The 24,468-nt window shown below is 50.3% G+C and carries 17 protein-coding genes and 1 pseudogene; 10 read left to right on the plus strand and 8 right to left on the minus strand.

Going from position 1 to position 24,468, the window contains the following annotated elements:
- Positions 1-80 precede the first annotated feature (80 nt).
- From J5A66_RS08400 to J5A66_RS08410, 3 genes and pseudogenes are all read left to right on the plus strand, one after another.
- A complete protein-coding gene (locus tag J5A66_RS08400; RefSeq protein ID WP_211790184.1) occupies positions 81-626 on the plus strand; it encodes a hypothetical protein in 546 nt (181 codons plus the stop codon).
- A 21-nt stretch (positions 627-647) separates the two neighbouring features.
- A pseudogene (locus J5A66_RS08405) lies at positions 648-1,226 on the plus strand (DNA methylase); the annotation flags it as partial.
- 20 nt (positions 1,227-1,246) lie between these two features.
- Positions 1,247-1,417: a hypothetical protein gene (locus J5A66_RS08410; RefSeq protein WP_211790185.1), complete on the plus strand. Its 171-nt coding sequence runs from the start codon at positions 1,247-1,249 to the stop codon at positions 1,415-1,417.
- An 88-nt stretch (positions 1,418-1,505) separates the two neighbouring features.
- Here J5A66_RS08410 and J5A66_RS08415 read toward each other — a convergent pair whose 3' ends face one another.
- The 7 genes from J5A66_RS08415 to J5A66_RS08445 all read right to left on the minus strand — a co-directional run bounded on the left by J5A66_RS08415 (position 1,506) and on the right by J5A66_RS08445 (position 11,114).
- Positions 1,506-1,733: a hypothetical protein gene (locus tag J5A66_RS08415; protein WP_211790186.1), complete on the minus strand. Its 228-nt coding sequence runs from the start codon at positions 1,731-1,733 to the stop codon at positions 1,506-1,508.
- 1,484 nt (positions 1,734-3,217) lie between these two features.
- Positions 3,218-3,892: an FKBP-type peptidyl-prolyl cis-trans isomerase gene (locus tag J5A66_RS08420; RefSeq protein WP_211790187.1), complete on the minus strand. Its 675-nt coding sequence runs from the start codon at positions 3,890-3,892 to the stop codon at positions 3,218-3,220.
- Positions 3,893-3,894: 2 nt separating this feature from the next.
- Complete coding sequence (locus tag J5A66_RS08425; RefSeq protein WP_211790188.1) at positions 3,895-5,436, minus strand: glycine--tRNA ligase; 1,542 nt, start codon at positions 5,434-5,436, stop codon at positions 3,895-3,897.
- A 213-nt stretch (positions 5,437-5,649) separates the two neighbouring features.
- On the minus strand, positions 5,650-6,699 hold the full coding sequence (gene recA / locus J5A66_RS08430; protein WP_211790189.1) for a recombinase RecA: 1,050 nt from the start codon (positions 6,697-6,699) through the stop codon (positions 5,650-5,652).
- Between the two features lie 103 nt (positions 6,700-6,802).
- Positions 6,803-8,041 (minus strand): saccharopine dehydrogenase family protein, encoded by a 1,239-nt coding sequence (locus J5A66_RS08435; RefSeq protein WP_211790190.1) that lies wholly within the window; start codon positions 8,039-8,041, stop codon positions 6,803-6,805.
- 50 nt (positions 8,042-8,091) lie between these two features.
- Positions 8,092-8,694, minus strand: a complete 603-nt coding sequence (locus tag J5A66_RS08440; protein ID WP_211790191.1) for a DUF6621 family protein — start codon at positions 8,692-8,694, stop codon at positions 8,092-8,094.
- An 89-nt stretch (positions 8,695-8,783) separates the two neighbouring features.
- Entirely contained in the window at positions 8,784-11,114 is a 2,331-nt protein-coding gene (locus J5A66_RS08445) for a glycoside hydrolase family 20 protein (protein WP_211790192.1), read from the minus strand.
- Between the two features lie 470 nt (positions 11,115-11,584).
- On the opposite strand from J5A66_RS08445, the gene J5A66_RS08450 reads away from it, so the two are divergent.
- The 4 genes from J5A66_RS08450 to J5A66_RS08465 all read left to right on the plus strand — a co-directional run bounded on the left by J5A66_RS08450 (position 11,585) and on the right by J5A66_RS08465 (position 17,222).
- Positions 11,585-13,087 (plus strand): calycin-like domain-containing protein, encoded by a 1,503-nt coding sequence (locus J5A66_RS08450; RefSeq protein ID WP_211790193.1) that lies wholly within the window; start codon positions 11,585-11,587, stop codon positions 13,085-13,087.
- Positions 13,088-13,475: 388 nt separating this feature from the next.
- On the plus strand, positions 13,476-14,345 hold the full coding sequence (locus tag J5A66_RS08455) for an electron transfer flavoprotein subunit beta/FixA family protein (protein WP_018968067.1): 870 nt from the start codon (positions 13,476-13,478) through the stop codon (positions 14,343-14,345).
- Positions 14,346-14,415: 70 nt separating this feature from the next.
- The gene (locus J5A66_RS08460) at positions 14,416-15,432 is read left to right on the plus strand and encodes an electron transfer flavoprotein subunit alpha/FixB family protein (RefSeq protein ID WP_211790194.1); all 1,017 of its coding nucleotides are present in this window, start codon (positions 14,416-14,418) and stop codon (positions 15,430-15,432) included.
- Between the two features lie 80 nt (positions 15,433-15,512).
- A complete protein-coding gene (locus tag J5A66_RS08465; protein WP_211790195.1) occupies positions 15,513-17,222 on the plus strand; it encodes an acyl-CoA dehydrogenase family protein in 1,710 nt (569 codons plus the stop codon).
- Positions 17,223-17,607: 385 nt separating this feature from the next.
- On the opposite strand, the gene J5A66_RS08470 is transcribed toward J5A66_RS08465, so the two are convergent.
- Positions 17,608-18,507 (minus strand): diaminopimelate dehydrogenase, encoded by a 900-nt coding sequence (locus tag J5A66_RS08470; RefSeq protein ID WP_211790196.1) that lies wholly within the window; start codon positions 18,505-18,507, stop codon positions 17,608-17,610.
- Between the two features lie 764 nt (positions 18,508-19,271).
- On the opposite strand from J5A66_RS08470, the gene J5A66_RS08475 reads away from it, so the two are divergent.
- The 3 genes from J5A66_RS08475 to J5A66_RS08485 all read left to right on the plus strand — a co-directional run bounded on the left by J5A66_RS08475 (position 19,272) and on the right by J5A66_RS08485 (position 24,429).
- Entirely contained in the window at positions 19,272-19,802 is a 531-nt protein-coding gene (locus J5A66_RS08475; protein WP_211790197.1) for an RNA polymerase sigma-70 factor, read from the plus strand.
- A 110-nt stretch (positions 19,803-19,912) separates the two neighbouring features.
- The gene (locus tag J5A66_RS08480; protein WP_211790198.1) at positions 19,913-20,899 is read left to right on the plus strand and encodes a FecR family protein; all 987 of its coding nucleotides are present in this window, start codon (positions 19,913-19,915) and stop codon (positions 20,897-20,899) included.
- 53 nt (positions 20,900-20,952) lie between these two features.
- On the plus strand, positions 20,953-24,429 hold the full coding sequence (locus J5A66_RS08485; protein ID WP_371742854.1) for a SusC/RagA family TonB-linked outer membrane protein: 3,477 nt from the start codon (positions 20,953-20,955) through the stop codon (positions 24,427-24,429).
- The last annotated feature ends 39 nt before the right edge of the window (positions 24,430-24,468 follow it).

The following is a 24,468-nucleotide window of genomic DNA, read 5'->3' on the forward strand; positions in this document are numbered from 1 at the left end:
CCTCTTGTTTTGATGCAGGAGGGAGGGGTTTATAAAATGTGTTGTTATTAAAACCAAATACTAAAAATATAAAGGAAACGATGGAAGATATTAAACATACGTATACCATACAATGGGTCGGACCATTGTCATACGAAGAGTATCGGGCGTATATCAAAAGAGATGACACCATTATGTCGGGTTATTTTAATTTCTATTATTTCGAGACTCAAAAAGACAAGCGGTATAGAAGGCACCGATATATGGGAATTCGCAAGAAAAATGATGGGATTGAGAAACGCTTGAATACACATCACGAGCATCTTAAGAGATTTATGGATTGTAAAGATGTTTGGATTTGGATAGGAAGTCTTGCTAATCCAAGTCTTCAAAAAGACAAGAACATAGATCTTATTGAGACTTTGTTTATCCGCGCATATAGGAATATGCTCACAGTGAATACCAGGAAGAAACGGATGAAGATCTCTTCATCTGTTTGTGTCATCAATATGTGGTTTAATCAAAATGATGAGATGCAGACCTATCGGGTTGAAAGGCCCTGCTTTGATGATGTCATTCTTTATTATCATGAAAAAAATCTGTTTAAACGTGGAAATTTATCAAGGATACGCTACGATGATGAATAAAGAGTAAATGTAGTTTTCCCGTCACCACGCGAGCCTTTCTTCTTCGACTTCATGAACGAAGCCGAGGAGCGCAAGCCAAAACCGATAGCGGAAGTCTGAAAGGAGTTTGACGCTTCCCCGCGCCCTTTTCTCTCTTCGCCGGACTCACACCTGAGAGACGGCTCCATTGTCGTACAGAAAGGTCAGGTGGGGTTTCTTTCTGACTTAAAGCGACATCCAACCTTTAACCCAATGGATTTGCCGTATGCCCAGCTCTCCCGTCTAAAAAGTTATATTGAGATACGGGAGTGCTATCATCGTCTCTATGACTACGAGGCGGAGAACCGGACAGAGGACAGGGAAGACCTCAGTAGGCTCAAGCACCTGTATGATGACTATGTTGCACGCTGGGGCTACTTCAATCAGAAGGCGAACACCGACATCATCAAGATGGATGCCACAGGCGTGGAAATGCTCTTCTTGGAACGCTCCGAGAACGGCAGGTACGTCAAGGCAGACATCTTTGATCATCCTACGGCATTTTCTACTACGGAACTGACCGTTGCCGCAGACCCGATGGAGGCACTGGGCGCATCGCTGAACAAGTACGGTACGGTGGAACCGAGATCGCCCGCCTCTTGTTGCTGACTGATATTGTCGTCGGCACAAGAGCCGATGGACAGACAGGCGATGCCGGCCAGCATGGCGGCAAGGCATCGATGAAGAATGGAATAGGAATGTTTCATTGTTATTATTCTTTATTGGGGGTAGCGCGCTTCGCCCTACCACATCTCACCGCTATGCGGCTGTGATCGACGGTGATGACCCGCGGTTGTTAGCGGAGAGGGCGTGAAGCGACTACTTACTACTTTACTACTTACTTCTTACTACCTTTACTACTTACTCCTCAATGGTCTCCTCCTCTTCCCAGAGCCATCCGCTCCAGGGTTTGGCACCGGCCACTTCCTCTTCGTCGGGGTCTAAGGGTTTGACACCGATGTTACCGCTGCCGCCCCCTCCGGGCTGCACCTGGGGACTGGCGGCCAGGAGGCCGGACTCCTGTTGCAAACAAATGATTTGAATTTGGGGCGAGCAGTAGGCTCGGCCGCTGACTTGATTTCTTCTCATAACACAATTAATATTTATAGATAAAACATATGGGGAAAATACGATCAATTATGCCTGTATGGGATAGACTGGGAATGCTCTCTGGGGCCAACAATCGTTGTGCGGCAGAGAGGAAACAGACCAAGACCTATGGCCTTGTTTCCTCTCTGTATGCTGTAAACAGGGTAGGCCCGCTGCGCTGGCCAACCCTGCTCTATCAACAGACCAACCCCTACAGGGTTGTTGCTTATCTTGAGCCGACGGATGGGTTCTGTGCATGATAGAATAGGCTACTTGTAGTAGGGGCTGTTTCTGAGCACGAACCGGCGTATGATTTTGTCTTTCGCTGCCGTGGGCAACGGGCACGAAAAGAGAAGCAAAGGGAACTCCGAAGAGCCCTTTGCTGGTAGGGATTGCGCTCGCTTCGCGCGCGCGTAGAGAAAAGTAAAAAAGTCTTACACTACCAATAGGTGCGCATATGGTGTGTATGTAAGGTAGCGAATTCCTGCGACACTACCAAACAATGGGCGTTAAAAGATGCAGAAAAGTTCGCCCTTTTCTGCTCCGCTACACCTTGTTGATATATACACGCACGTTGTTGCATAGTTCGTCTGAAGTCTCTTCTATTCTTCTGTCTAATACCTATACTACTGTCTACAGACAGCTACCTTTCTATATGAAAAGCGCGGCAAAGGTAAGCAATATATCCTAAACGGGCAAGAAAAGAAGCGAAAAAGGCCGACTTGGGATGCTGGAGAAGCAGGCGAAGAAAGGGAAAGGCAATAAAAAAAGCGATTCCCCCTTGTATGGGAGACCGCCTCTGTTTGAAACCTAAAAACAATGCTTTCTCTACGTAAACGGGGTAAAGGTTACTGCCTTTGATTCTCCCCCCCTCCGCCGAGCCCATTGCAGCAGATGCTGCAAAAGGGCGTTCATCAACAACTTTCTTTTTTTACCTTCTTAAACTTCCTATCGAAGCTTTCTCTTTCTTTTGTATTGGCTTTATGTCAAACCGTTATTGCTTTGAACTTGATATGTTGTTACCTTACTTCCAATCTTCTTTTTTCTCTTGCTATTTGTTTCCTGAAAACTTATGCTCTCTATTTTCGCATCTAACGTCTCTATCTCTGTTGTTATCCTTCCTAACACAATCTTTATTGCCTTGAACTGATACCTTGTCATTAAACACCTTTATGGGATTGACAGCCAAACAATCTATTCTTATCCTCTATATTCAAATATGTTTCTGTCTTGACCTCTCAAACTTTCACTACTGTTACTTTATTGCTTATGAGATATGGCTTCTTGGCCATTGACGATGCAAAGGTAGTCTTGTTTACAAGAAACGGCAATACTCTTTGGTCGGTTTTTCCACAAAACGCCTAAAGTTTTGACGTACATCAAGAAGATGTGTCCGCACACAGTTAAGGCGTATACGTTAAGAAAAGGGAAAAAGGGAAAGCTATCAACGGAGCAAGAAGCAGAAAGCAGCGCGGAACCTATTCTTATTGATCCACCCAACTGCCGAAAGCTTTGGCCGAGGCTCCAGGTACTTTCTGACCGGCACGATAGAAGGAGACGAGCGTGAGGCGATAGATAAGCATGGAGTGCCCGGGAATGCTCACTTTAGTGCTCGTGGCGGGGGCAACGACGCCACTACCCGCAGCACTGCCGAAGCCGAGCTGATAAGGGACGTAAACCATCCACTCGTCGCCCACACGCATGTGCAGCAAAGCGGTTTGCAGACCAGGCACAACGGCCGAAACAGCACGTTTGGCAGAAGATGCCGTAGCGATGTTGAACGTGCCGACGTAGGTTTGTTCGAACACTAATCCTTCAGCATGAGAGGTGGAGGGTCTGATGCGGCCTTGGAGGTGCACTCGCACAGAGTCGGTATAGAACGGTGTGGCGGCAGTACCCGTTCCGGCTTTCATCACTTTCACCACCACCTTATCGTAGCTGTGGGTAGCAACGGAGGCGTTGTAGGACCAGTGATTGAGGATCTTCCAGGTTTTGTCTGTAGCCGAGTCGGCCTTCGCCTGGTTATAAATACTGTCGAAGTGAGCTTCGTTAGCAGCTTGCCAGTTGAGATATTCGGTAGCGGAGTTGTCTATTTCGCTGCAAGCGATGAAAACAAAAGCCAGAAGGGCGGCGATGAATAAAAAGGGAGTTCTCTTCATTGTTATTGCAGTTTTTTAAGCAGAGCGGTGATGCTCACTTTGTCTTCAATGATGTTTTCAAGTTGGTCTATGTTCACGCGTTCTTGCTGCATGTTGTCGCGGAAACGCAACGTAACGCAGTTGTCGGTCAGCGTGTCGTGGTCGACCGTTACGCAGTAAGGCGTACCAATGGCGTCTTGTCTGCGATAGCGTTTGCCGATAGTGTCCTTCTCGTCGTAGTGCGTGTTGAACTTGAATTTCAAGTTGTTCACAATCTCGCGAGCCTTTTCGGGCAGTCCGTCTTTCTTCACCAACGGCATCACGGCCAACTTAACAGGGGCCAATGCGGCAGGCAGTTTCAGTACGGTGCGTGTTTCGCCGTTCTCCAATTTCTCTTCTTCGAAGGCATGGCACATCACCGAAAGGAACATACGATCTACGCCGATACTTGTCTCGATAACGTAGGGCGTGTAGCTTTCGTTGGTTTGTGGGTCGAAGTATTTGATGCTTTTGCCCGAGAATTTCTCGTGTTGCGAGAGGTCGAAGTCGGTACGCGAGTGTATGCCTTCCACCTCTTTGAAACCGAAGGGCATGCGGAACTCGATGTCGGATGCGGCGTTGGCATAGTGCGCCAGCTTTTCGTGGTCGTGGAAACGATAGTTTTCAGCACCAAATCCCAATGCTTGATGCCATTTCATACGCGTTTCTTTCCACTTGTGGAACCAATCGAGCTCAGTGCCGGGCGTAACGAAGAACTGCATCTCCATTTGCTCGAACTCGCGCATACGGAAGATAAACTGGCGTGCCACAATCTCGTTTCTGAACGCCTTTCCTATCTGTGCGATGCCGAAGGGCACTTTCATGCGGCCCGTTTTTTGCACGTTCAGGTAGTTAACAAAGATACCCTGTGCCGTTTCGGGGCGCAGATAAATCTTGCTGGCGGCATCAGACAGCGAACCCATTTCGGTAGAGAACATCAGGTTGAACTGACGAACGTCGGTCCAATTCTTTGTTCCGCTGATGGGGTCTACAATCTCCTCGTCCAGGATAATTTGCTTCAGCTCTTCCAAGTTAGGTCCTTGCATGGCCTGTGCATAGCGTTCGTGCAGTGCGTCGCGCTTGGCTTGATGTTCCAAAACGCGTGGATTGGTTTGGCGGAACATAGCCTCGTCAAAGCTGTCGCCGAACTTCTTGGCAGCCTTAGCCACCTCTTTATCTATCTTTTCCTCGTATTTGGCAATTTGGTCTTCTATCAGCACGTCGGCCCGATAGCGTTTTTTAGAGTCGCGGTTATCGATCAGTGGGTCGTTGAAAGCGTCCACGTGTCCGCTAGCTTTCCAGATGGTGGGGTGCATAAAGATGGCCGAGTCGATGCCCACGATATTCTCGTGCAGCAGCACCATGCTCTTCCACCAGTATTCTTTAATGTTGTTTTTCAATTCAACGCCGTTCTGTCCGTAGTCATAAACGGCTCCCAGCCCATCGTAAATGTCGCTGCTGGGAAATACGAACCCATATTCTTTGCAGTGCGAAACTATTTTCTTGAAAACGTCTTCTTGTGCCATTGTCTTTTTCTTATTTACTTATTTGTGGCGCAAAGTTACACATTATTTCCGATAGCGGACGATTGGGAAACGCAAAATAACCTTTCACAATGGGCATCCGAATGCTTACGAGTAACTCAGAACGATCTGTAATCCTCGTGGGGAACAACCAAAAGAGCGGAACAGACATGAACGTCCGTTCCGCTCTTTTAATAACAAAGCCCGTAGGGAGATTTATTTCTTGTTGGACTTGCTGGACCTATAAGGTTCCTCCTTGATGGCCTGCATGATTTTGGCTTCCAACTCTTCGCACAACTCAGGATTATCTTTGAGCAGGGCCTTAGAGGCATCGCGGCCCTGCCCCAGCTTCGAGTCGTTATAGGAGAACCATGAGCCACTCTTTTTAATAATGTCGTATTCCACACCTAAATCGAGAATCTCACCCACCCTTGATATTCCTTCGCCGAAGGGGAGTTCAAACTCGGCCTTCCGGAAGGGCGGAGCCACCTTGTTCTTTACTACTTTCACTCGCACCGGACTGGCTATAGCCACCTCGCCATCCTTGATGGGGGTACCCTTACGGATATCGATACGAACACTGGCATAAAACTTTAGGGCGTTGCCACCAGTGGTGGTCTCAGGACTACCGAACATTACACCAATCTTCTCACGCAGTTGGTTGATAAAGATGCATGTGGTGTTGGTTTTGCTAATGGTGGAGGTGAGTTTGCGCAGAGCTTGGCTCATGAGCCGGGCTTGTAGACCAACGTTGTTGTCGCCCATGTCGCCCTCGATTTCCTTTTTGGGCGTAAGAGCAGCTACTGAGTCGATCACCAAAATGTCGATAGCAGAGGAGCGGATGAGTTGGTCAGCTATCTCAAGAGCCTGCTCGCCGTTGTCAGGCTGCGAAATCCAAAGGTTGTCCACATCTACGCCCAGCTTCTCGGCATAGAACCGGTCGAAGGCATGCTCGGCATCGATAAAGGCTGCAATACCGCCGGCTTTCTGTGCCTCGGCAATGGCGTGGATAGCGAGCGTGGTCTTACCCGACGACTCGGGACCAAATATCTCAATAATACGACCGCGCGGATAACCACCCACACCTAAGGCAGCATCCAGTCCGATGCTACCCGTGGGAATCACCTCGATGTTAGTCACCTGCTCGTCGCCCATCTTCATGATGGCACCTTTGCCAAAGTCTTTCTCTATCTTGCTCATTGCTGCCTGAAGAGCCTTGAGTTTGGCTTCTTCAGGCAATAAGGGTTTGTTTTCTTCTTTTGCCATTGCTTTTTATTTTTAGGAGTAAAGTTAAAGAGTGAAGTCAAGGAGTAAAGGAATTAAAGAGTGAACCTCACTTCTTTCTTCCTAACTCCTTTCTCATCCCCGCTTACAAGTCCAAATTACCACCGAACTCTTCGTGCCAGGGAAGACCCTGCATGTTCAGCTGTTCCATGAAGGGATCGGGGTCGAAGTCTTCCACATTCCACACGCCCGGCTTGCGCCAAAGTCCCTTAAAGAACATCATCGCACCAATCATGGCCGGCACACCCGTAGTGTAGCTCACACCCTGCATACCCGTTTCACGGTAGGCATCTTGATGTTTGCAATTGTTATAGACGTAGTAGGTGAGTTCCTTGCCGTCCCTCACGCCACGGATGCGGCAGCCGATGGAAGTCTCACCCTCGTAATTGGCTCCCAGTTCCTGCGGATTGGGCAGTACAGCTTTAAGGAATTGCAGTGGAACGATGTTCACTTTCACCCGTTTGCCCGAACCATCGGCCAGCGGAGCCTCGTATTCCATCTCATCGATACGCGACATTCCGAGATTCTGTATCACGTCAAGGTAGGTAAGATACTGCTGTCCGAACGTCATCCAAAAGCGGGCCTGACGAATCGTGGGAAAATTTTTCACCAAGCTTTCCAGCTCCTCGTGATGCATAAGATAGCTCTCGCGCGGACCGATATTAGGATAAGTGATAGACTGATGCACAGCTAAGGGTTCGGTCTCGAGCCATTCACCATCCTTATAATATAGACCCTTTTGGGTGATTTCACGAATATTGATTTCGGGATTGAAGTTGGTAGCGAAAGCCTTATGGTGATTTCCGGCATTGCAGTCTACGATATCGAGATAGTGTATCTCGTCGAAGTGATGCTTAGCAGCGTAAGCGGTGTAGATACCGCTCACGCCCGGATCGAACCCACAACCCAGAATAGCCGTAAGACCAGCCTCTTCGAAGCGTTGTTTGTAGGCCCATTGCCAGGAGTATTCGAAGTGCGCCTCGTCTTTGGGTTCGTAGTTGGCCGTGTCTAAGTAGTTGCAGCCGCAGGCCAAACAAGCCTCCATGATGGTGAGGTCTTGGTAGGGCAGAGCCAGATTGATAACCAGTTCGGGTTTGAAATCGTTGAACAACACTTTGAGCTGTTCAACATCGTCGGCATCCACTTGCGCTGTCCGGATGTCCATGTCGTAACCTTTGGCATGAATGGCATCAACCATCTCATCGCATTTTTCCTTGCGACGACTTGCAATCATCAACTCATCGAAGTGCGCCCGGTTTTGTGCGATTTTAAATGCGGCCACAGTAGCAACGCCACCTGCGCCAATCATAAGAACTTTTCCCATATCGTTTTTATTATTTCTGTTTGATTCATTAGAGAAAGGAAGAGAGAGAATCATTCCGCGGGGATTTCGTCGGAGCGGATGCCCAGTGCGTTCATCAGCGAATAGCCCAGAATCTCCTGTCGGAAGCCCCCGCCTACAAGCGGTTGCATACCAAAGACGGTGATGCGTTTTTCGTCATCTATATTGCGCAAACCATGACGGATGTCATCACAAAAGGCCTTATTTTCAGTATCGGCCACGAGCATCACCCGCCGAACTTCTTTCTGTGTGCAAACGGTATGCAGGATGTCAAGCAGGAAATCTTCCTTGTTCACCATCTCTTCCACGGGAAGAACGCTGATAGCAAACTCGCCCAAATGGTCTTTGAAGGCCTTCCCGTCCAGCTGCGAAGCATAGTCGGAAGGCTGAAAGTTGTCCATTCTGTCCCGATCTTTTTCATGTACGAGAATCACCTGCACCTCGTTTTCGCCTTCGCGCAGTCCACCATCAAGAGCGATACAGTCGAGCCAACGAGCCAAATCGGCCGGTGGAATACGCCGACCGATGATGCGTTCGAAGTTGACAATGAGGTCGAACGTCACCCGATCTACATAATCTGCGTCTACGAGAATGACATTTTCACTCCATTTTCCTGTTGCCGTTTGTTTTTCCATTGCGTGCAAAGTTAGCAAGAACTTGCCGAAAAACGGCGATGACAGAAGCGGAAATTCACGTTCTTCGATAGGAAAGGAACACCCAGGTGTCAGTCTATCGTAATCTCGTCTACAAACACCCAGGCCGACTTACCCGCATTGGGATGCCAGGCCGGCATCTTGCGCTCGGAGAGCAGTTTGAAACGCACATAGCGAGCCTTTTGGGGCATGGGTAGCAACACATTGTCCGTATCGATATAATCGGCCTTATCGGCAGGCATCGGATCGGCAGGCAGGTCGTAGATGTCCTCGAAGTACTTACCATCTGTCGAAATCCAGATATACAGTCCACGGTGAGGCATGATCCATTGGCTGGGACTGACGAGCGTACGAATGCTGAATTGTCGCACCTCCATCTCTTTACCCAGATCGATAGTGAGGTCGAGATCGTTGTCGCACCAGCCCACCCATCTGCCTGAGTTGAAGAGAAGATTGCCTTGCAGCCCGTTGGTGAGCTCGCAAGGGCTATCGCCTGCATATTTCGCCGCAGGTGCCACGTTGAACTTGACGGGGCACATCGTGGCCTTACTCACCACCAACTTCTCCGTCGACTCCTGCGTAGTGAAGCCCGGATAGACAGCGATGGCGCGCAACAAGCACGAGCGATCCACCTCAAAAGGTGCCGCATAGAGCGGCGAGGCCTTCGTAGGCTTGCTCCCATCGAGTGTGTAATGAATCTGTGCTCCCTTCCGCGCGGCGAGTTCCACCTGCACGGCATGTCCTCGACTGGCCCCCTTTACACGGATATCCACGTTGAAAAGATGCTTCCCGTAACGATAGTGCAATTTGTCATAAAGGCTCAGCAACTGCGGTATACGATTGGCAAAGTCGTCGAAGTTCTTCTTTTCGGGCATTGTCCACTGCACTTCGCAGGCCGCAGCCAAGCGCGGCAACGCCATATACTGTACGTGCGGGAAGTTGTCCATATATTCTGTCCACAGATTGGCTTGCACACCGATGATGTGTTGCGCCTGTTGCGGTGTGAGTTCGGGTGAAACGGGGTTGAAGTCATAGGTCTTTTCGATAGGAATAAATCCGTTGAAAGCCAGCGGTTCCTGCTCGCGGTCTTTCGTAGGATAGTAGTCCAGGTAGAGGTGCGACACAGGACACATCACAGCATCATGTCCCAGCCGAGCCGCTTCCACGCCGCCCTCCATGCCACGCCATGACAACACGGTAGCATTGGGTGCGATGCCACCTTCGAGAATCTCGTCCCAGCCAGCCACACGGCGTCCGTGGGCGGTGATGAAGCGGGCCATCTCGCTCATGAAATAGCTTTGCAACCGTTCCTCGGCCGAGTGTTTCCCATCGGCTTTCAGGCCCTCTGCTTTGATTCGCGCCTGACATCGAGGACATTTCTCCCAACTTGTCTTGGGGCATTCGTCTCCGCCGATGTTGATATACTCGCCGGGGAAGACGTCCATCACCTCTGTAAGCACATCCTTAGCAAAGGTCAGCGTTTGAGGATTGCCAGCGCAGAGCACGTCATGAGCCACACCCCAGCTCTTAAGTACCTCGTAAGGACCGCCCGTACAGCCCAATTGCGGATAGGCTGCCAGTGCAGCCACCATGTGTCCGGGCATATCTACCTCGGGAATAACCATGATATGGCGATCGGCCGCATACTTCACAATCTCTCGGGCCTGCTCTTGAGTATAGAATCCGCCGTGAGGTTTCCCGTCAAACTGCCCCGTATTGCGTCCAATGACAGTCTCCTTGCGGAAGGCCGACACCTGCGTGAGCAGCGGATATTTCTTGATTTCGATGCGCCAACCCTGGTCGTCGGTGAGGTGCCAGTGAAAACGGTTGATGTTATGCAGGGCCAACATGTCGATGAAAGTCTTCACTTCGTCTACGTTAAAGAAGTGGCGAGCCACGTCGAGCATCGCTCCGCGATAGCCGAAGCGGGGATAATCGGTGATTTCTACAGCGGGAAACGTGAACGGTTGTGCCCCCGTCTGCAGTATCGCTTTACGCAATGTCTGGATGCCATAGAACGTTCCGGCGGCCGAAGCACCGGCAATGACGATGCGATCTTTGTTCACCGTCAGACGATAAGCCTCGGTATTGGCATGATTCAGACCGACTGACAGCGCGATGACGTTTTGTCCCGCCATCTCGGTGGTGAGAGCCGGACGGATGCGAGTGGCCGTTTGCAAATATTCGGCCAGCAACTGCGCATCGCGCTTCAACGTCTGGTTGCCTTGGGGATAGGCGATGCGCGTCTGAGCGTTGAGTGTAAATCCCTGACCGGTCTTCATATTGATTTCCTGCGGCAGCGGCACCACGCGGTAGTTGGCCGTCTGTTTCACGCCTTGTGCCAAGGATACGGCAGTGCCCAGCAACAAGGCGATGGCCGATAAGATGTTTCGTCTTTTCATTGTGATGTTTCGTTGTTTGGGTTTTGCTCGCAAAATTACATTTTTTTGTTCTATCGTCCAAATCCTCTTTCCACCTTATCTATATATATAAGCTCAAGTTCAACGTCAACTTCTTTTTCGTTAACAACTGCGACAGGGTTGTTTCCGATTAGGTGCGAGATAACGAATGGGCCTGGTGTCGTTCACGCACAAAATTTGAGTCGTATCTCGACGTATTCCCATCTCTTAGCTTTTGGCATGCGAAAGCTAAGAGAATGCAGGCCGTTTTCTTAGCTTTTGAAGTGCATTTTCTTAGCTTTTGCAAAAGGCTTCGAAACCCGTATCAGACACTTATCCAATCTATGCCTTTTCTCTTACATTCACTTTTTATTCGTAAGAGCGAAGTATTTTCTAAAGAAAAAGTGTTAGCTTTGCAGCCTGTTTTTACAGAGAGTTATCAACACATGGTTCAATCAAACAACATTTTCTGTATGAGAAGATTATTTACTCTATGCGCTTTGGCTCTGTGCTCACTGGCAGTCATGGCAACAACGTACAACGGCAAACTCACGGTGAGCATCAACGGCGAGGTGCAAAGCAGCAGTCAGGCGGCCATCGACGTGGCTGATCAAGGCAATGGGAAGTTCGATCTAACCCTGGCCGACTTCATTACCACCATCGGCGGAAACGAGATGCCGGTGGGTACCATCCGTATTGCTGCCGCCGGAACGGCGCAAACGGGCTATACGTTGCTCTCGGCCGACCAGAATATCACCATCGAGAACGGCAGCAATAGCGGTAAGATGTGGGTGGGTCCCACGCTGGGGCAGGTGCCGGTGAAGCTTTTGGCCAAGCAAACGGCGCAACAGCTGTATGCGGTCATCACGATTCAGTTTGGCGGAATGGACATCCGCGTGCAGTTTGGCGAGGGCTATCAGGTGCCGAATGCCGACTTCGAACGCTTCACTGCCAGCAACGGGGAGCCCGACCGCTGGCATTCGTTCATGAGCGTAACGGGTACATTCGCCTCTTCGGCTAAGGCCAACGCTGCCGTCAGCAGCACGGACACTCGGCCGGGCTCGACAGGAGAGAAGAGCTTGCTGGTGAAATCGCGTAGCATCGACTTTTGGTTCTTCAAGGTCATTGCTAATGGCACTGTGACGACAGGCAGACTGATGGCCGGCTCGTCGACAGCATCGAACACGAAAAACAACTCGTTCCTCGATCTGACTAAGACGGACAAAGATGCCAACGGCGATCCATTCTACACCGAATTCAGCGGTCGGCCCGACCGCATGGTTCTCTGGGTGAAATTCAAACAGGGCGAGAAAAAGGCCGATCACCCCTATGCCACAGTCAAGGCAGTGATTACCGACGGAAGCTATTATCAGTTGCCCGAGGACAAGACCTACACCAACAAAATGGCACAAGCCATCGAAAACAAAATCGCCGATACCCAGGGAGCATGGAAGAAGATCTCGATTCCATTTGACTATGTCAACAAGAACGTAACGCCTAAGGCGGTGCTGGTGACGATGTCTACCAATGCCGATGCCGGCGAGGGAAGCGGGTCGGACGAACTCTATGTAGACGACTTGAGTTTGGAATACGATTTCGGCGTAGATAAGATCACCCTCAAAGGCACCGAACTGCCGGGCTTTGCCGAAACGACCACTACCTATACCTACAATGGGACAACTCTCACGGCCAACGACGTGGAAGTGACGACGAAGGGAGCTGGTACGCTCGTGGCTAAGGAGGTGAAAGACGGGCAGGTGAAGATTCTCGTGGCTTCGGACGACTTGTTGCAGAGCCGGGTTTACACCATCAACGTGCCTACGAGCATCAAAGGAATTTCTTCTCACAACGCAGCGACAGGCAACGACCGAACAGAAGTGTTCGACCTCAACGGCATTCGCGTGAAGGGCACTCCTGGCAAGGGCATCTACATTATTAAAGATGAAAAGGGACAGACTCGCAAGGTGAGGTTGTAATTGGACGAATCAACACAACTGAAGTCTTCGATTCTATCCCTCGGACAAAATCTCAAATCAGTCCCCGATCCCTCTAAATGAGAGAATCCGGGGACTGTTTTGTTAATGAGTTGACCAATTGACGAGTCGGCAAGTCAACGAGGGCACAAGACCAGAATCCGCATCCATACCATTCCATACTCGCATCATCCTTTCGGTTCAACCTGTGGCGGGTTATTCGTTTTTAACCTATCCTCATCTAAACGGTCATCGTTTTCCTCCGTTTTTAGCCTGTTCTGCCAATACCGTAGGGCGAGCTGTTCGTCAATTCTCCAGTTTTCCTTTGCCATCAAGCAAAAAAGCAGTACTTTTACGGCCGACAATTCACATTATTACTAATATAAAATCTATGAGTTTAAAAATCGTTGTACTTGCCAAACAAGTACCAGACACGAGAAACGTGGGCAAAGATGCCATGACGGCAGAAGGCACTGTGAACCGCGCTGCCTTGCCCGCTATCTTTAATCCAGAAGACTTAAACGCATTGGAGCAGGCTCTACGCCTTAAAGAACAACACCCAGGATCTACCGTTGGTGTGCTGACAATGGGCCCTCCACGTGCAGGTGAAATCATTCGACAAGGGCTTTACCGCGGAGCAGACACTGGTTGGCTGCTCACCGATAAGCTTTTCGCTGGCGCCGACACGCTAGCCACATCCTACGCCTTGGCTACGGCGATCAAAAAGATTGGCGATGTGGACATCGTTATTGGTGGACGACAAGCCATTGACGGCGATACGGCACAGGTTGGACCACAAGTGGCACAGAAATTGGGCCTTAATCAAGTTACATACGCCGAAGAAATACTCAAGGTTGAGGATGGCAAGCTAACCATTCGCCGACATATCGACGGGGGTGTAGAAACTGTTGAGGCTCCCATGCCTTGCGTGGTGACAGTTAACGGAAGTGCTGCCCCATGCCGTCCTTGCAACGCTAAGCTGGTGATGAAATACAAAAACGCACGCTGCCCCATGGAACGCAACGGCAAAGAGCCACATCCCGAATTGTTCGAACTGCGTCCTTACCTCACGCTTAACCAATGGAGCGTGGCCGATGTGGATGGAGATGCAGCCCAATGCGGACTTAGCGGGTCGCCCACAAAGGTGAAGAGCGTGCAAAACATCGTGTTCCAAGCCAAGGAAAGCAAGACGCTTACGGCCGCAGATGCCGACATCGAGGCGATGATGAAAGAATTGTTGGACGAAAAGATTATCGGATAAGTGGACGAGTTAATATGTTCGGCGGCAGCAAAACAAAGAAACTCGAACACGTAAGAACTTTAAAAAAGACATGAACAACGTATTTGTATATTGCGAGATAGAAAACACCACGGTGGCCGAAGTGTCTCAAGAATTGCTGACCAAAGGTCGCAGTCTGGCCAACGAGCTGGGTGTGCAACTCCATGCCGTGGTTGCTGGCTCGGGCATCAAAGGCCATGTTGAAGCCCAGATTTTGCCTTACGGCGTAGATAAGCTCTTCGTCTTTGATGCCGAAGGGCTCTTCCCATACACGTCGGCACCACATACCGACATCCTCGTGAACCTCTTCAAACAAGAGAAACCGCAAATCTGCCTGATGGGCGCAACCGTTATCGGTCGCGATTTGGGACCGCGCGTTTCGTCGTCGCTTACTAGCGGACTTACCGCAGACTGCACCCAGCTGGAGATTGGCGACTATGACGACAAGAAAGCAGGCAAACATTACGAGAAACTGCTTTACCAAATTCGTCCCGCCTTCGGTGGAAATATCGTGGCAACGATTGTCAACCCCGACCACAGGCCACAAATGGCAACGGTAAGAAGTGGCGTGATGCAGAAGAAGGTGTTGGACAACAACTATAAGGGAGAAACCGTTTACCCCGACGTAGCACAGTATGTACAACCCGAAAGTTATGTGGTGAAGGTGCTCGACCGCCACGTTGAAGAGGCCAAACACAACCTCAAGGGTTCGCCCATCGTTGTGGCTGGCGGCTATGGCGTAGGCAGCAAAGAGGGGTTCGACCTGCTTTTCAAGCTTGCCAAGGAACTGCATGGTGAGGTGGGAGCAAGTAGGGCCGCCGTAGATGCTGGCTGGGCCGACCACGATAGGCAGATAGGACAGACGGGCGTTACCGTTCACCCCAAGGTCTACATCGCTTGCGGCATCTCTGGACAGATACAACACATCGCCGGAATGCAAGACAGCGGCATTATCATCTCTATCAATACCAACCCCGATGCACCCATCAACAAGATTGCAGACTATGTTATCGTGGGCACGGTAGAAGAGGTGGTGCCGAAGCTGATTAAGTATTATAAGAATAAGTAAGCAGAAAAGAAATCGCATAACTAAACAAAGCCCAGCCTCAGACTTTCCTCACAGATCGAGGCTAGTTTAAATTTGAAAACATGGCAAATTACTTTTCGGACTCTCCCGAGTTGGAGTTCCACCTTCATCACCCGTTGATGAAAAGAATTGTTGAGCTGAAAGAGCGCAACTTTGAAGATAAAGATAAATACGACGACGCACCCGTTGACCACGAGGATGCCATCGAAAACTATAAGCAACTGTTGGAAATAACGGGCGACATCACCGCTAACGTTATCGAGCCAAACAGCGAATCGGTTGACGAAGAGGGTCCACACCTCGTTGACGGACGTATGGTGTATGCCTCGAAAACGTTCGAAAACCTCGACGCCACGCGCAAAGCTGGCCTGTGGGGCATCTCTATGCCTCGCCGTTACGGAGGTTTGAACCTGCCAATAACGCCTTATTCGATGGCATCTGAAATGATGGCGACGGCCGATGCTGGCTTCCAAAACATCTGGAGCTTGCAAGACTGCATCGAAACGCTGTACGAATTCGGAAACGAAGAGCAACGTGAGAAGTACATCCCACGCGTTTGCCAAGGCGAAACGATGTCAATGGACCTCACCGAACCCGATGCGGGTAGCGACTTACAAAGCGCAATGCTTAAGGCTACTTATTCGGAGAAAGACGGATGCTGGCTTATCAATGGCGTAAAACGCTTCATCACCAATGGCGATTCAGACATCCACCTCGTTTTGGCACGTTCTGAAGCGGGCACGAAAGATGGTCGCGGACTGTCGATGTTTATCTACGACAAGCGTCAGGGTGGCGTTACCGTGCGTCATATAGAAAATAAGCTGGGCATACATGGTTCGCCTACGTGCGAGTTGGTGTACAAAGACGCAAAGGCCGAACTATGTGGCGAAACGCGTTTGGGCCTCATCAAGTACGTGATGGCACTGATGAACGGTGCCCGTTTGGGTATCGCAGCACAAAGCGTTGGCGTGTCGCAAGCCGCTTACACCGAGGGTCTGAACTACGCTCGCGAACGTAAACAGTTTGAAACAAACATCATCGACTTCCCCGCCGTGTACGACATGCTCTCGCGTATGAAGGCTAAGCTGGATGCAGGACGTAGCATTCTCTACCAAACAGCACGCTATGTTGACGTTTATAAAGCACTCGACGACATCGCACGCGAACGTAAACTGACGCCCGAAGAACGTACCGAACAAAAGAAATACATGCGTTTGGCCGATGCCTTCACACCGCTGGCAAAGGGTATGAACTCTGAATACGCCAACCAAAACGCCTACGATGCCATACAAATTCATGGTGGTTCGGGCTTCATCATGGAGTATAAGAGCCAACGTCTCTATCGCGATGCGCGTATCTTCTCTATCTACGAGGGTACAACGCAGCTGCAGGTGGTGGCCGCCATTCGCTATATCACCAACGGAACTTATCTCGGCATCATGAAAGAGATGCTCGAAGAAGAGGTGGCCGAGAACCTACAACCACTTAAAGAGCGTGTGGCCAAGTTGGTGGAACGCTACGAAGAGAGCGTGAACAACGTGAAAGAGTGTGGCAACCAAGACAGGCAAGACTTCCTTGCACGCCGCCTTTACGAGATGACTGCCGAGATTTTCATGTCGTTGCTCATCATTGCCGACGCCTCAAAAGCTCCCGAACTCTTCGAAAAAAGTGCCAACGTGTACGTTCGCATGACAGAAGAAGCCGTTATAGGAAGCCATGCCTTCATCGCCAACTTGAAGGTAGAAGACTTGGAAAGCTATAAGGCACGCTAAAAAGAACTCACCCCCAACTCCTCTACTAAGGGGAGAAGGGGGAATGATATGCCCTGTTTCTTGGGGTTTGAACTATCAGTTCACACAATGCTGAACAACAAAGGGGCGTGTTACCATTGATTGGTAGCACGCCCCTTTTTGTTTTTATCGACAAACAAAGTTTTTCTTTTGAGTTGTCAAGAGACTGCTTTACGATTCTCCGAATTAGCTCAATTCGTCGCGCCCTATCTGTTTTGAATCGCTCATCTATCCCTATACACCTTATTATATAAGATTGATCAGATACATCACGTTATTCATCAACTGGCGCACTCGTTAACAAAACAAGCCTTTGCCCCCTAACTTAGGAGGTTCACCCTGATCAACTCACCCACTCTATTCCTTTCTACACCAGATGTCCAATCAGCTCTTCCCTATCACCTGGCAACATATCGATAACAGGAATCTCAACCATGGTATAGCAACCAGGTTGCAAACGCATAGAAGCCCGAGCCACATTCACCAACACCTGAGCCGTTAATGCGGGATTATTGATGCTCATATCGAAAGAGAAATGTTGGTTTTGGGTCTTTCCGCTAACGCCTTTGCGCACCAAATGCACACCATGTCCCATGTCGCGAACCTCGTCTACAGAGCCAACGGCAAACACATGCGTCTCGTCGTTAGCAAAATATGGGTCGGCCTTTATCTCTGCAGTCACATCTTCCAGACGTGCGCCCTCTTCGAGTTCAACATACACCATCCGTCGATGAATGCCCTCACCTTGAGGAATCGTCATCGAGAGCGCATTCTTCACCCCTTTCTTACTGCGCACGCACACACTGTGCCCCATACTCATACCCGGACCGAAGTTCGTATAGGTCAAACCCTTAGGTGCCAAGCCCTGCATCAGCGTGCGAACGATAGAGTCCGACCCCGGATCCCAGCCCGCCGAGATCACGCTCACCCGTTGATGCGCCTTGCACACCGGCATCAATTCGGCCCGATAGTTCACAATACCCGTATGGATATCGTAGCTATCCACCGTGTTGATGCCCAGTTCCAGGCATCGTTTCGCATATTGGGGACACTCGCGTGTGGGCAAAGCCAATATCGCCACGTCCACATCGTGCAGGCAGGCGAGATCTTTCACCACCTCGTACGGGGCGAGTTCCATCGGTTTGTCTACTGCACCCTGTCGTCTAACAATGCCTGCCACCTCGAAATCGGGAGCTGCCTCCAAAGCCTGGATGGCATACTGCCCAATGTTACCGTAACCCACTACGGCTGCTCTAATCTTTTTCATATCTCTATTGTTTAAATTTTTATCCTGACGAACGTTGCAAAAGTACGCCATTCGGATGGAAAAAGAACACAGAAAAACCTTTTTTCTTGTAAAAAGACAGGAAAGAACAGGATGCAAGACGAAGGAAAATGCGAGTGTGCCAACTTTTTCCAACTGTTAAAACGGAGCGTTGGGAAAGAGCACATCCTTGCCGTATTTCAAAATTTTTCTTCCTACGGCAGCAAATATCGCATTCTCGCACAGTTTTCAAAAATAAAGATAAACATCTGATAATCAACCGTTTACATTTTAAAACATCTAATGAAAGAACTCGATACACCCTTTTGAGAAGTCAAAAAGACCTTTTTGGGCAAACAAAAGACATTTTTTGAACATGCAAAAGCTTAGTTTTTGCAAGGCCATCTCTTAGCTTTTACCTTCCGTTTTCTTAGTTTTCATCATTTTATCCCTTGTCTTTTGCATTTTCAAAGCGAGTTGGATCGATTTCAGACAGTTGATTTTCTCTCTTTCAAAGAAAAGGGCATGTTAAACCAACACTGATTTTTTAATCTTTTTTCGCACATCTGATTCATCAGAGATACAAAACGAGTATATTTCCTATCTGCTCTTTGAGCGATCATTTCGTTCTTTTCGAGACATGAAAGGCACCCAAAACAGGATAAAAAAAGAAAGTTTTACAGAAGAAGACAGATTCTTTTAGAGATTCCTTGCTCATTCTCCCGTTTTTCGGTATTTTTGCATCAAAACATTCAAACGGCACCTAAATGCCACGCGAATCTAATTCCGCATACGATACCCTCTTTAGAAGGTTCTACCCGCGGCTCTTCTTTTACGCGCAGAAGATAGTGGGTGAAGACGACGCCGAAGACGTTGTCGAAGAGGTGTTTGCAGACTTATGGAGGCGAAAGGACGAAGTCGAGTTCGGCGAAAAAGTTCAAGCCTTTCTCTATAGGGCTGTTTACACGCGTTGTCTCAACGTGCTCAGGCGTAGAAACGTAACGACTCGGCACTTGATCTGGGCCGACGAACTGAACGAAAAGCGACTGGAGATGCTCTCCTACAGCAATAGCGAAAGTCCATTCCACCGCCTGGCCAACGAAGATTTGCACCGCATCTTGAAACAAGCCATCGACGAACTGCCCGAGAAATGCCGGGAGGTGTTCCGCATGAGCTATCTCCAAGACATGCACAACGAGGAGATCGCCACCACGTTGGAGGTATCGGTGCGCACGGTAGAGGCCCATATCTATCGCGCGCTGAAGTATCTACGCGCGCGCTTAAAAGATGTAGACTAACGAAAGAGAAGAGAAAACCAGAGATGATGGAAAATCAACAGGGGCGTTAAGTGTTTCTCCCTTCGACCGTGTTCTATAGATAAACCCGAAGAAAAGACAAACGACAACAAATGATGATAGGGCGCATTGTAAGATGGATTACGGGTCGAAGCACCGAGAAAGATCTCGCACGCATCGACCAATGGCTCGAGAACGACGGCGAGAATGCCCGCACGCTGCTCGAGCTGGAGCAGATATACGACCATCTGCACAATGCCTCGATGCCTGCCCGACGCATCGATAAGGCCTTAGAAAGGGTGCACAGAAGAATTGAAGAGGAAGATCGCGCTGGGCGCAAGATCCGTTTTCTGCGCCATGTCTACCGCTATGCCGCTGTCGTTGCCGTACTGGTGGCTTCGGCTGCAGGCCTATGGCTGTGGCAGAAGAGCACACTTCCGGCCAGTCCTTGCTGCGAATACGTCTTGGTGAGAGCCACCGGTGATCATCCCCGAAAGGTGACGTTGCCCGACGGAAGCCGAGTATGGCTCAACCGAAATGCTGCCTTGCAATATCCCAAAAACTTTCAGGGACAGATCCGTAAGGTGACCTTGCGAGGCGAAGGCTACTTCGAAGTGGCCAAAAACAGACACAAACCCTTCGTTGTCGAGAACGAGGCCATGTGCGTAAGAGTGCTCGGAACGGTGTTCAACTTCAAGAGTAATGCCGCCGAAGGGAGCTCTACGGTGAGCCTGATTGAGGGTTCGGTAGAGGTGAAAAGTCATCAATCGGCCGACCAAATGGTACTCACCCCCGGTCAGCGGGCCAACATAGACCGACAAACGGGGCGCATCACCGTGGAGGAAACCGACCTGAATATGGACGTGATGTGGCACAGTGGCATCATCCGCTTTCAAAATGCCAACATCCGTTCTATCGCTTCCATCCTCGAAAAGGTGTATGGCGTGAAGATCGTCATCGATGAAGGGGTGGACGAACGGCGCACCTATTCGGGAGCCGTACCGAAAAAGGAACATGTGGATGCGGTTCTTCTGCTGCTGAGAAACACCTTACCGGTGACCTACCGGAAGGCAGGAGGCCGTTTCCACATCATGCCTTGACCACCCGACACACTACCTTTTGACAAAAGAAACAAAAACAATAACTAAAAACAATGACACGAAAAGAAAAACATGGGATGTGCAGCAAAAGGCTGTGCATGGCTCTGCTCTTGATGCTTTCCTTCGGATTCGGAGGACGGTGTCTGGCACAAATCACCCTGAAAATGCAAGGTGCGACTCTTGGTGCGGTGATTCAAAAAATCCAATCGCAACAACACTATCAGTTTTTTTACGACGATGCGCTCGCCCAACTCCCGGTAAATGCCATCGACGTCAACAACGAAAAGGTAGAAAAGGTGCTCGAACTCCTACTCAAAGGCAAGGGCGTGAACTATAAAGTGATAGACAACGTTGTCTATCTGAAGCAGAAAGAACGTAAACCTGCCGAAAAACAAGCGGCGGAAAAGAAAAAGATAACGGGCCGGGTGCTCGACGAGAGCGGACAGCCGATGACCGGTGTCACCATCAGCGTGAAGGGAACGACAGATCGTGCCGTGACTGACATCGACGGAAACTATACCCTCTACACGGCAGAAGGTAGTCCTGTGCTACTGTTTTCCTACCTCGGATATCGCTCGAAGGAAGTGAAGGCCGCCCATCTCACTACCGTCAACACCACGCTCGACGTCGACTCGAAGGCTTTAGATGAAATCGTGGTGACGGCCTTGGGCATCAAACGCGAAAAGAAAATGCTGGGATATGCCGTTCAAGACATCAAAAGCGAGGTGCTCAACACCACCGGCGACCCGTCGGTCACCAGTGCCTTAGAGGGCAAAGTGGCGGGTGTACAGATGAATACGGCCAGCACCGGACTGGGCGGCTCTACCAAAATCACTATCCGCGGCAACTCTTCGCTCACCGATAACAACCAACCGCTCTGGATCGTAGACGGTGTTCCCTTCAGCGACGAGCAGACTTCTACGGCCTCTGCCTATGGCGGCTACGACCGTGGCGGCACTTCTTTCGACATCAATCCCGAAGACATCGAATCCATCTCGGTGCTCAAAGGCCCCAATGCAGCGGCTCTATACGGATCGCGAGCAGGCAATGGCGTCATCCTTGTCACCACGAAGAAGGGCTCGCACAAAGGAGGTTTCGGCGTGAACTATAGCGGTAGTTTCACTTGGAGCAAGGTGGCGCAGGTTCTCCCGATGCAAAATCTCTACGGACAGGGCAGCAGCGGCAAGATCGGCTACCATCTCGACAGCAACGGCGACCCTATCGACATCAATAGCGAACAGGCCTTTGGGCCACGGTTCGACGGACACCAGGAAGTGGACTGGGCAGGCGGCAGAAAACCTTATCTCTACGATGGCGACAAACTGAGAAACTATTTCAAAACGGCTTTCTCGCAGTTTCACACCGTGGCCGTGGGCAATGCCACCGACAAATCTCACTTCCGGTTGTCTGTAGGCTTCAACGACAACAAAGGTTTGTTTAAAGACGAAACCTTGGACAAGCTCTCCATCGACCTGAATGCGGGCACGACGGTGAACAAATATCTCTCCATCGACGGTAAGGTTTCGCTCTCTCGGATGAAAGCCAGCAATCGACCGCTGGCGGGTTTGAATGGCGAAGTGGCGCAGCTGCTGCTCATTCCGGGCAATGTTCGCCTCGCCGACCTGAGAGATTACTGTACGTCCGACACTCATCTGCACCGCAACTGGTTCGGTCCCGACCAGCATTACTCCAATCCTTACTACGTGAGAAAACGCTTCCGCAACAGCGACGAACGCTGGAGAGCTTTCGGCTACTACAGTGCGAACCTCAATCTGGCGGCCTGGTTGAAGTTCAACGCCAAATATTCTTTCGACTATTATCGCACCCGCATTCAAACCTGCGACCTCGGACTGGCCGATCAGGCCATCACAACGCCCACGCAGTCGTGGCAGGAAAAACTCACCAACGACTATATGCAGCACAGCGAGGAAAACCATTTCGAACACAACCTCTCGCTGATGTTCATGGGCGACCAACTGCTTTCTGAGAAGTTCCGACTGGGCTACACGCTCGGTTCGAACACGATGTACCTGAAATACGAGTCGTTCAGCGGTGGCGTGGAAGACATGCTCGACAAAAACAACTGGATTTACAACACCGGTCGACGTTTAGTAGACGGCGGAAACAATGGTTATAACCGCGCTATGTACTCGGCTTTTGCCTCGGCACAGCTGGCCTTCGACGAATATCTCTCGCTCGATCTCACCGCCCGCAACGACTGGTCGTCCACCCTGCCCCGGCAAAACAACTCGTTCTTCTACCCTTCGGCGAGCCTCAGCTACGTGTTCTCCGACTTTATGAAGTCCACAGGCCATGCTCTGCCTGCCTGGATGACGTTTGCCAAGGCACGTTTGTCGCTGGCACAGGTGGGAAAAGACCCCAGTCCGTACAATCTTTACAACACTCGCAAGTTCGTTTTCGAAGGGGGCATCCGCAAACCGCTGGTCAACACCATCAAGATGAACAACAACCTGAAGCCCGAAATCAAAACCTCATACGAGGCTGGTGTTGATATGAAATTCCTCGACAACCGTTTGGGCTTCGACTTCACCTATTATTATAACGTCACCAAGAACCAATCGATGCTCGTCGATGCTGCTGCACCCTGGTCGCAGCAGTGGGTCAACGCCGGAAAAATCACCAACTCGGGCGTCGAACTGATGATCTACTCCACTCCCGTGAAGACCCGTCACTTCACTTTTAACCTCAACCTCAATCTGGCTCACAACCGTTCTATCGTCAAAGAACTGGCCGACGGCGTGAACAGAATCTACTTCAGCGGCGACCCGAATATGCCCGTGCGCGTCGGAGCTGTGGCCGGCGGCAGACTCGGAGACATCTATGCCAACAACCTCATCAAACGCGATGCCCGCGGAAACATTGTCGTAGATGCTCACGGACTGCCTCAACCCGAAACCGGAAACGGTAATCTCGAGCAACATCTCCTCAGTCATCCCATCGGAAACATTCAGCCCGATCTGCTCATGGCACTCACACCCTCGTTCGTTTACCGCGGCATCCACCTCTCGGCGATGTTCGACATCAAGGTGGGCGGCGACGTTGTATCCGTCTCCGAAGGCATGGCCACGGCTGTAGGAACCTCGCAGCGCACGGCCTATCGCGGTGAATACAAGGAAATCAACGGCGTGAAAGACTTCTACATGGTCGTTCCCGGCGTAAAAGAAGACGGATCGGTGAACGACATCCCCGTGAGCGCGCAAACCTATTACTCCACCATCGGACTCTATAAATCGCAGAAAGGCTACGCCGAAGAGTTCGTTCACGATGCCTCTTACATCAAGCTCAAAGAACTCTCCCTGGGCTACAGTCTGCCACAAACCCTTCTGCGTCGCACACCTTTTGCCGCCGTGAAACTCTCTTTCGTAGCACGCAACCTCTGCTTCCTGATGAAGCGCACGCCCGGAAACCCCGATGGCGGATACGACACCAGCATGTTCTCTCAAGCACTCGATTTCGCCGCTGTGCCCTACACCCGCACCTTCGGCCTCTCCATCGAAGCAAAATTCTGACGAACCTACCCCACTCTACACCGATATTAAAACAGAAAA

The sequence above is a fragment of the Prevotella sp. oral taxon 475 genome (genome assembly GCF_018127805.1).
Lineage (GTDB): Bacteria > Bacteroidota > Bacteroidia > Bacteroidales > Bacteroidaceae > Prevotella.

What these genes read in the sequence shown, in the direction of transcription:
- J5A66_RS08400 (WP_211790184.1), top strand. Translation starts at nt 81, where the DNA reads ATGGAAGATATTAAACATACGTATACCATACAATGGGTCGGACCATTG.
- J5A66_RS08415 (WP_211790186.1), bottom strand. Translation starts at nt 1,733, where the DNA reads ATGAGAAGAAATCAAGTCAGCGGCCGAGCCTACTGCTCGCCCCAAATT.
- J5A66_RS08420 (WP_211790187.1), bottom strand. Translation starts at nt 3,892, where the DNA reads ATGAAGAGAACTCCCTTTTTATTCATCGCCGCCCTTCTGGCTTTTGTT.
- J5A66_RS08425 (WP_211790188.1), bottom strand. Translation starts at nt 5,436, where the DNA reads ATGGCACAAGAAGACGTTTTCAAGAAAATAGTTTCGCACTGCAAAGAA.
- recA (WP_211790189.1), bottom strand. Translation starts at nt 6,699, where the DNA reads ATGGCAAAAGAAGAAAACAAACCCTTATTGCCTGAAGAAGCCAAACTC.
- J5A66_RS08435 (WP_211790190.1), bottom strand. Translation starts at nt 8,041, where the DNA reads ATGGGAAAAGTTCTTATGATTGGCGCAGGTGGCGTTGCTACTGTGGCC.
- J5A66_RS08440 (WP_211790191.1), bottom strand. Translation starts at nt 8,694, where the DNA reads ATGGAAAAACAAACGGCAACAGGAAAATGGAGTGAAAATGTCATTCTC.
- J5A66_RS08445 (WP_211790192.1), bottom strand. Translation starts at nt 11,114, where the DNA reads ATGAAAAGACGAAACATCTTATCGGCCATCGCCTTGTTGCTGGGCACT.
- J5A66_RS08450 (WP_211790193.1), top strand. Translation starts at nt 11,585, where the DNA reads ATGAGAAGATTATTTACTCTATGCGCTTTGGCTCTGTGCTCACTGGCA.
- J5A66_RS08455 (WP_018968067.1), top strand. Translation starts at nt 13,476, where the DNA reads ATGAGTTTAAAAATCGTTGTACTTGCCAAACAAGTACCAGACACGAGA.
- J5A66_RS08460 (WP_211790194.1), top strand. Translation starts at nt 14,416, where the DNA reads ATGAACAACGTATTTGTATATTGCGAGATAGAAAACACCACGGTGGCC.
- J5A66_RS08465 (WP_211790195.1), top strand. Translation starts at nt 15,513, where the DNA reads ATGGCAAATTACTTTTCGGACTCTCCCGAGTTGGAGTTCCACCTTCAT.
- J5A66_RS08470 (WP_211790196.1), bottom strand. Translation starts at nt 18,507, where the DNA reads ATGAAAAAGATTAGAGCAGCCGTAGTGGGTTACGGTAACATTGGGCAG.
- J5A66_RS08475 (WP_211790197.1), top strand. Translation starts at nt 19,272, where the DNA reads ATGCCACGCGAATCTAATTCCGCATACGATACCCTCTTTAGAAGGTTC.
- J5A66_RS08480 (WP_211790198.1), top strand. Translation starts at nt 19,913, where the DNA reads ATGATGATAGGGCGCATTGTAAGATGGATTACGGGTCGAAGCACCGAG.
- J5A66_RS08485 (WP_371742854.1), top strand. Translation starts at nt 20,953, where the DNA reads ATGACACGAAAAGAAAAACATGGGATGTGCAGCAAAAGGCTGTGCATG.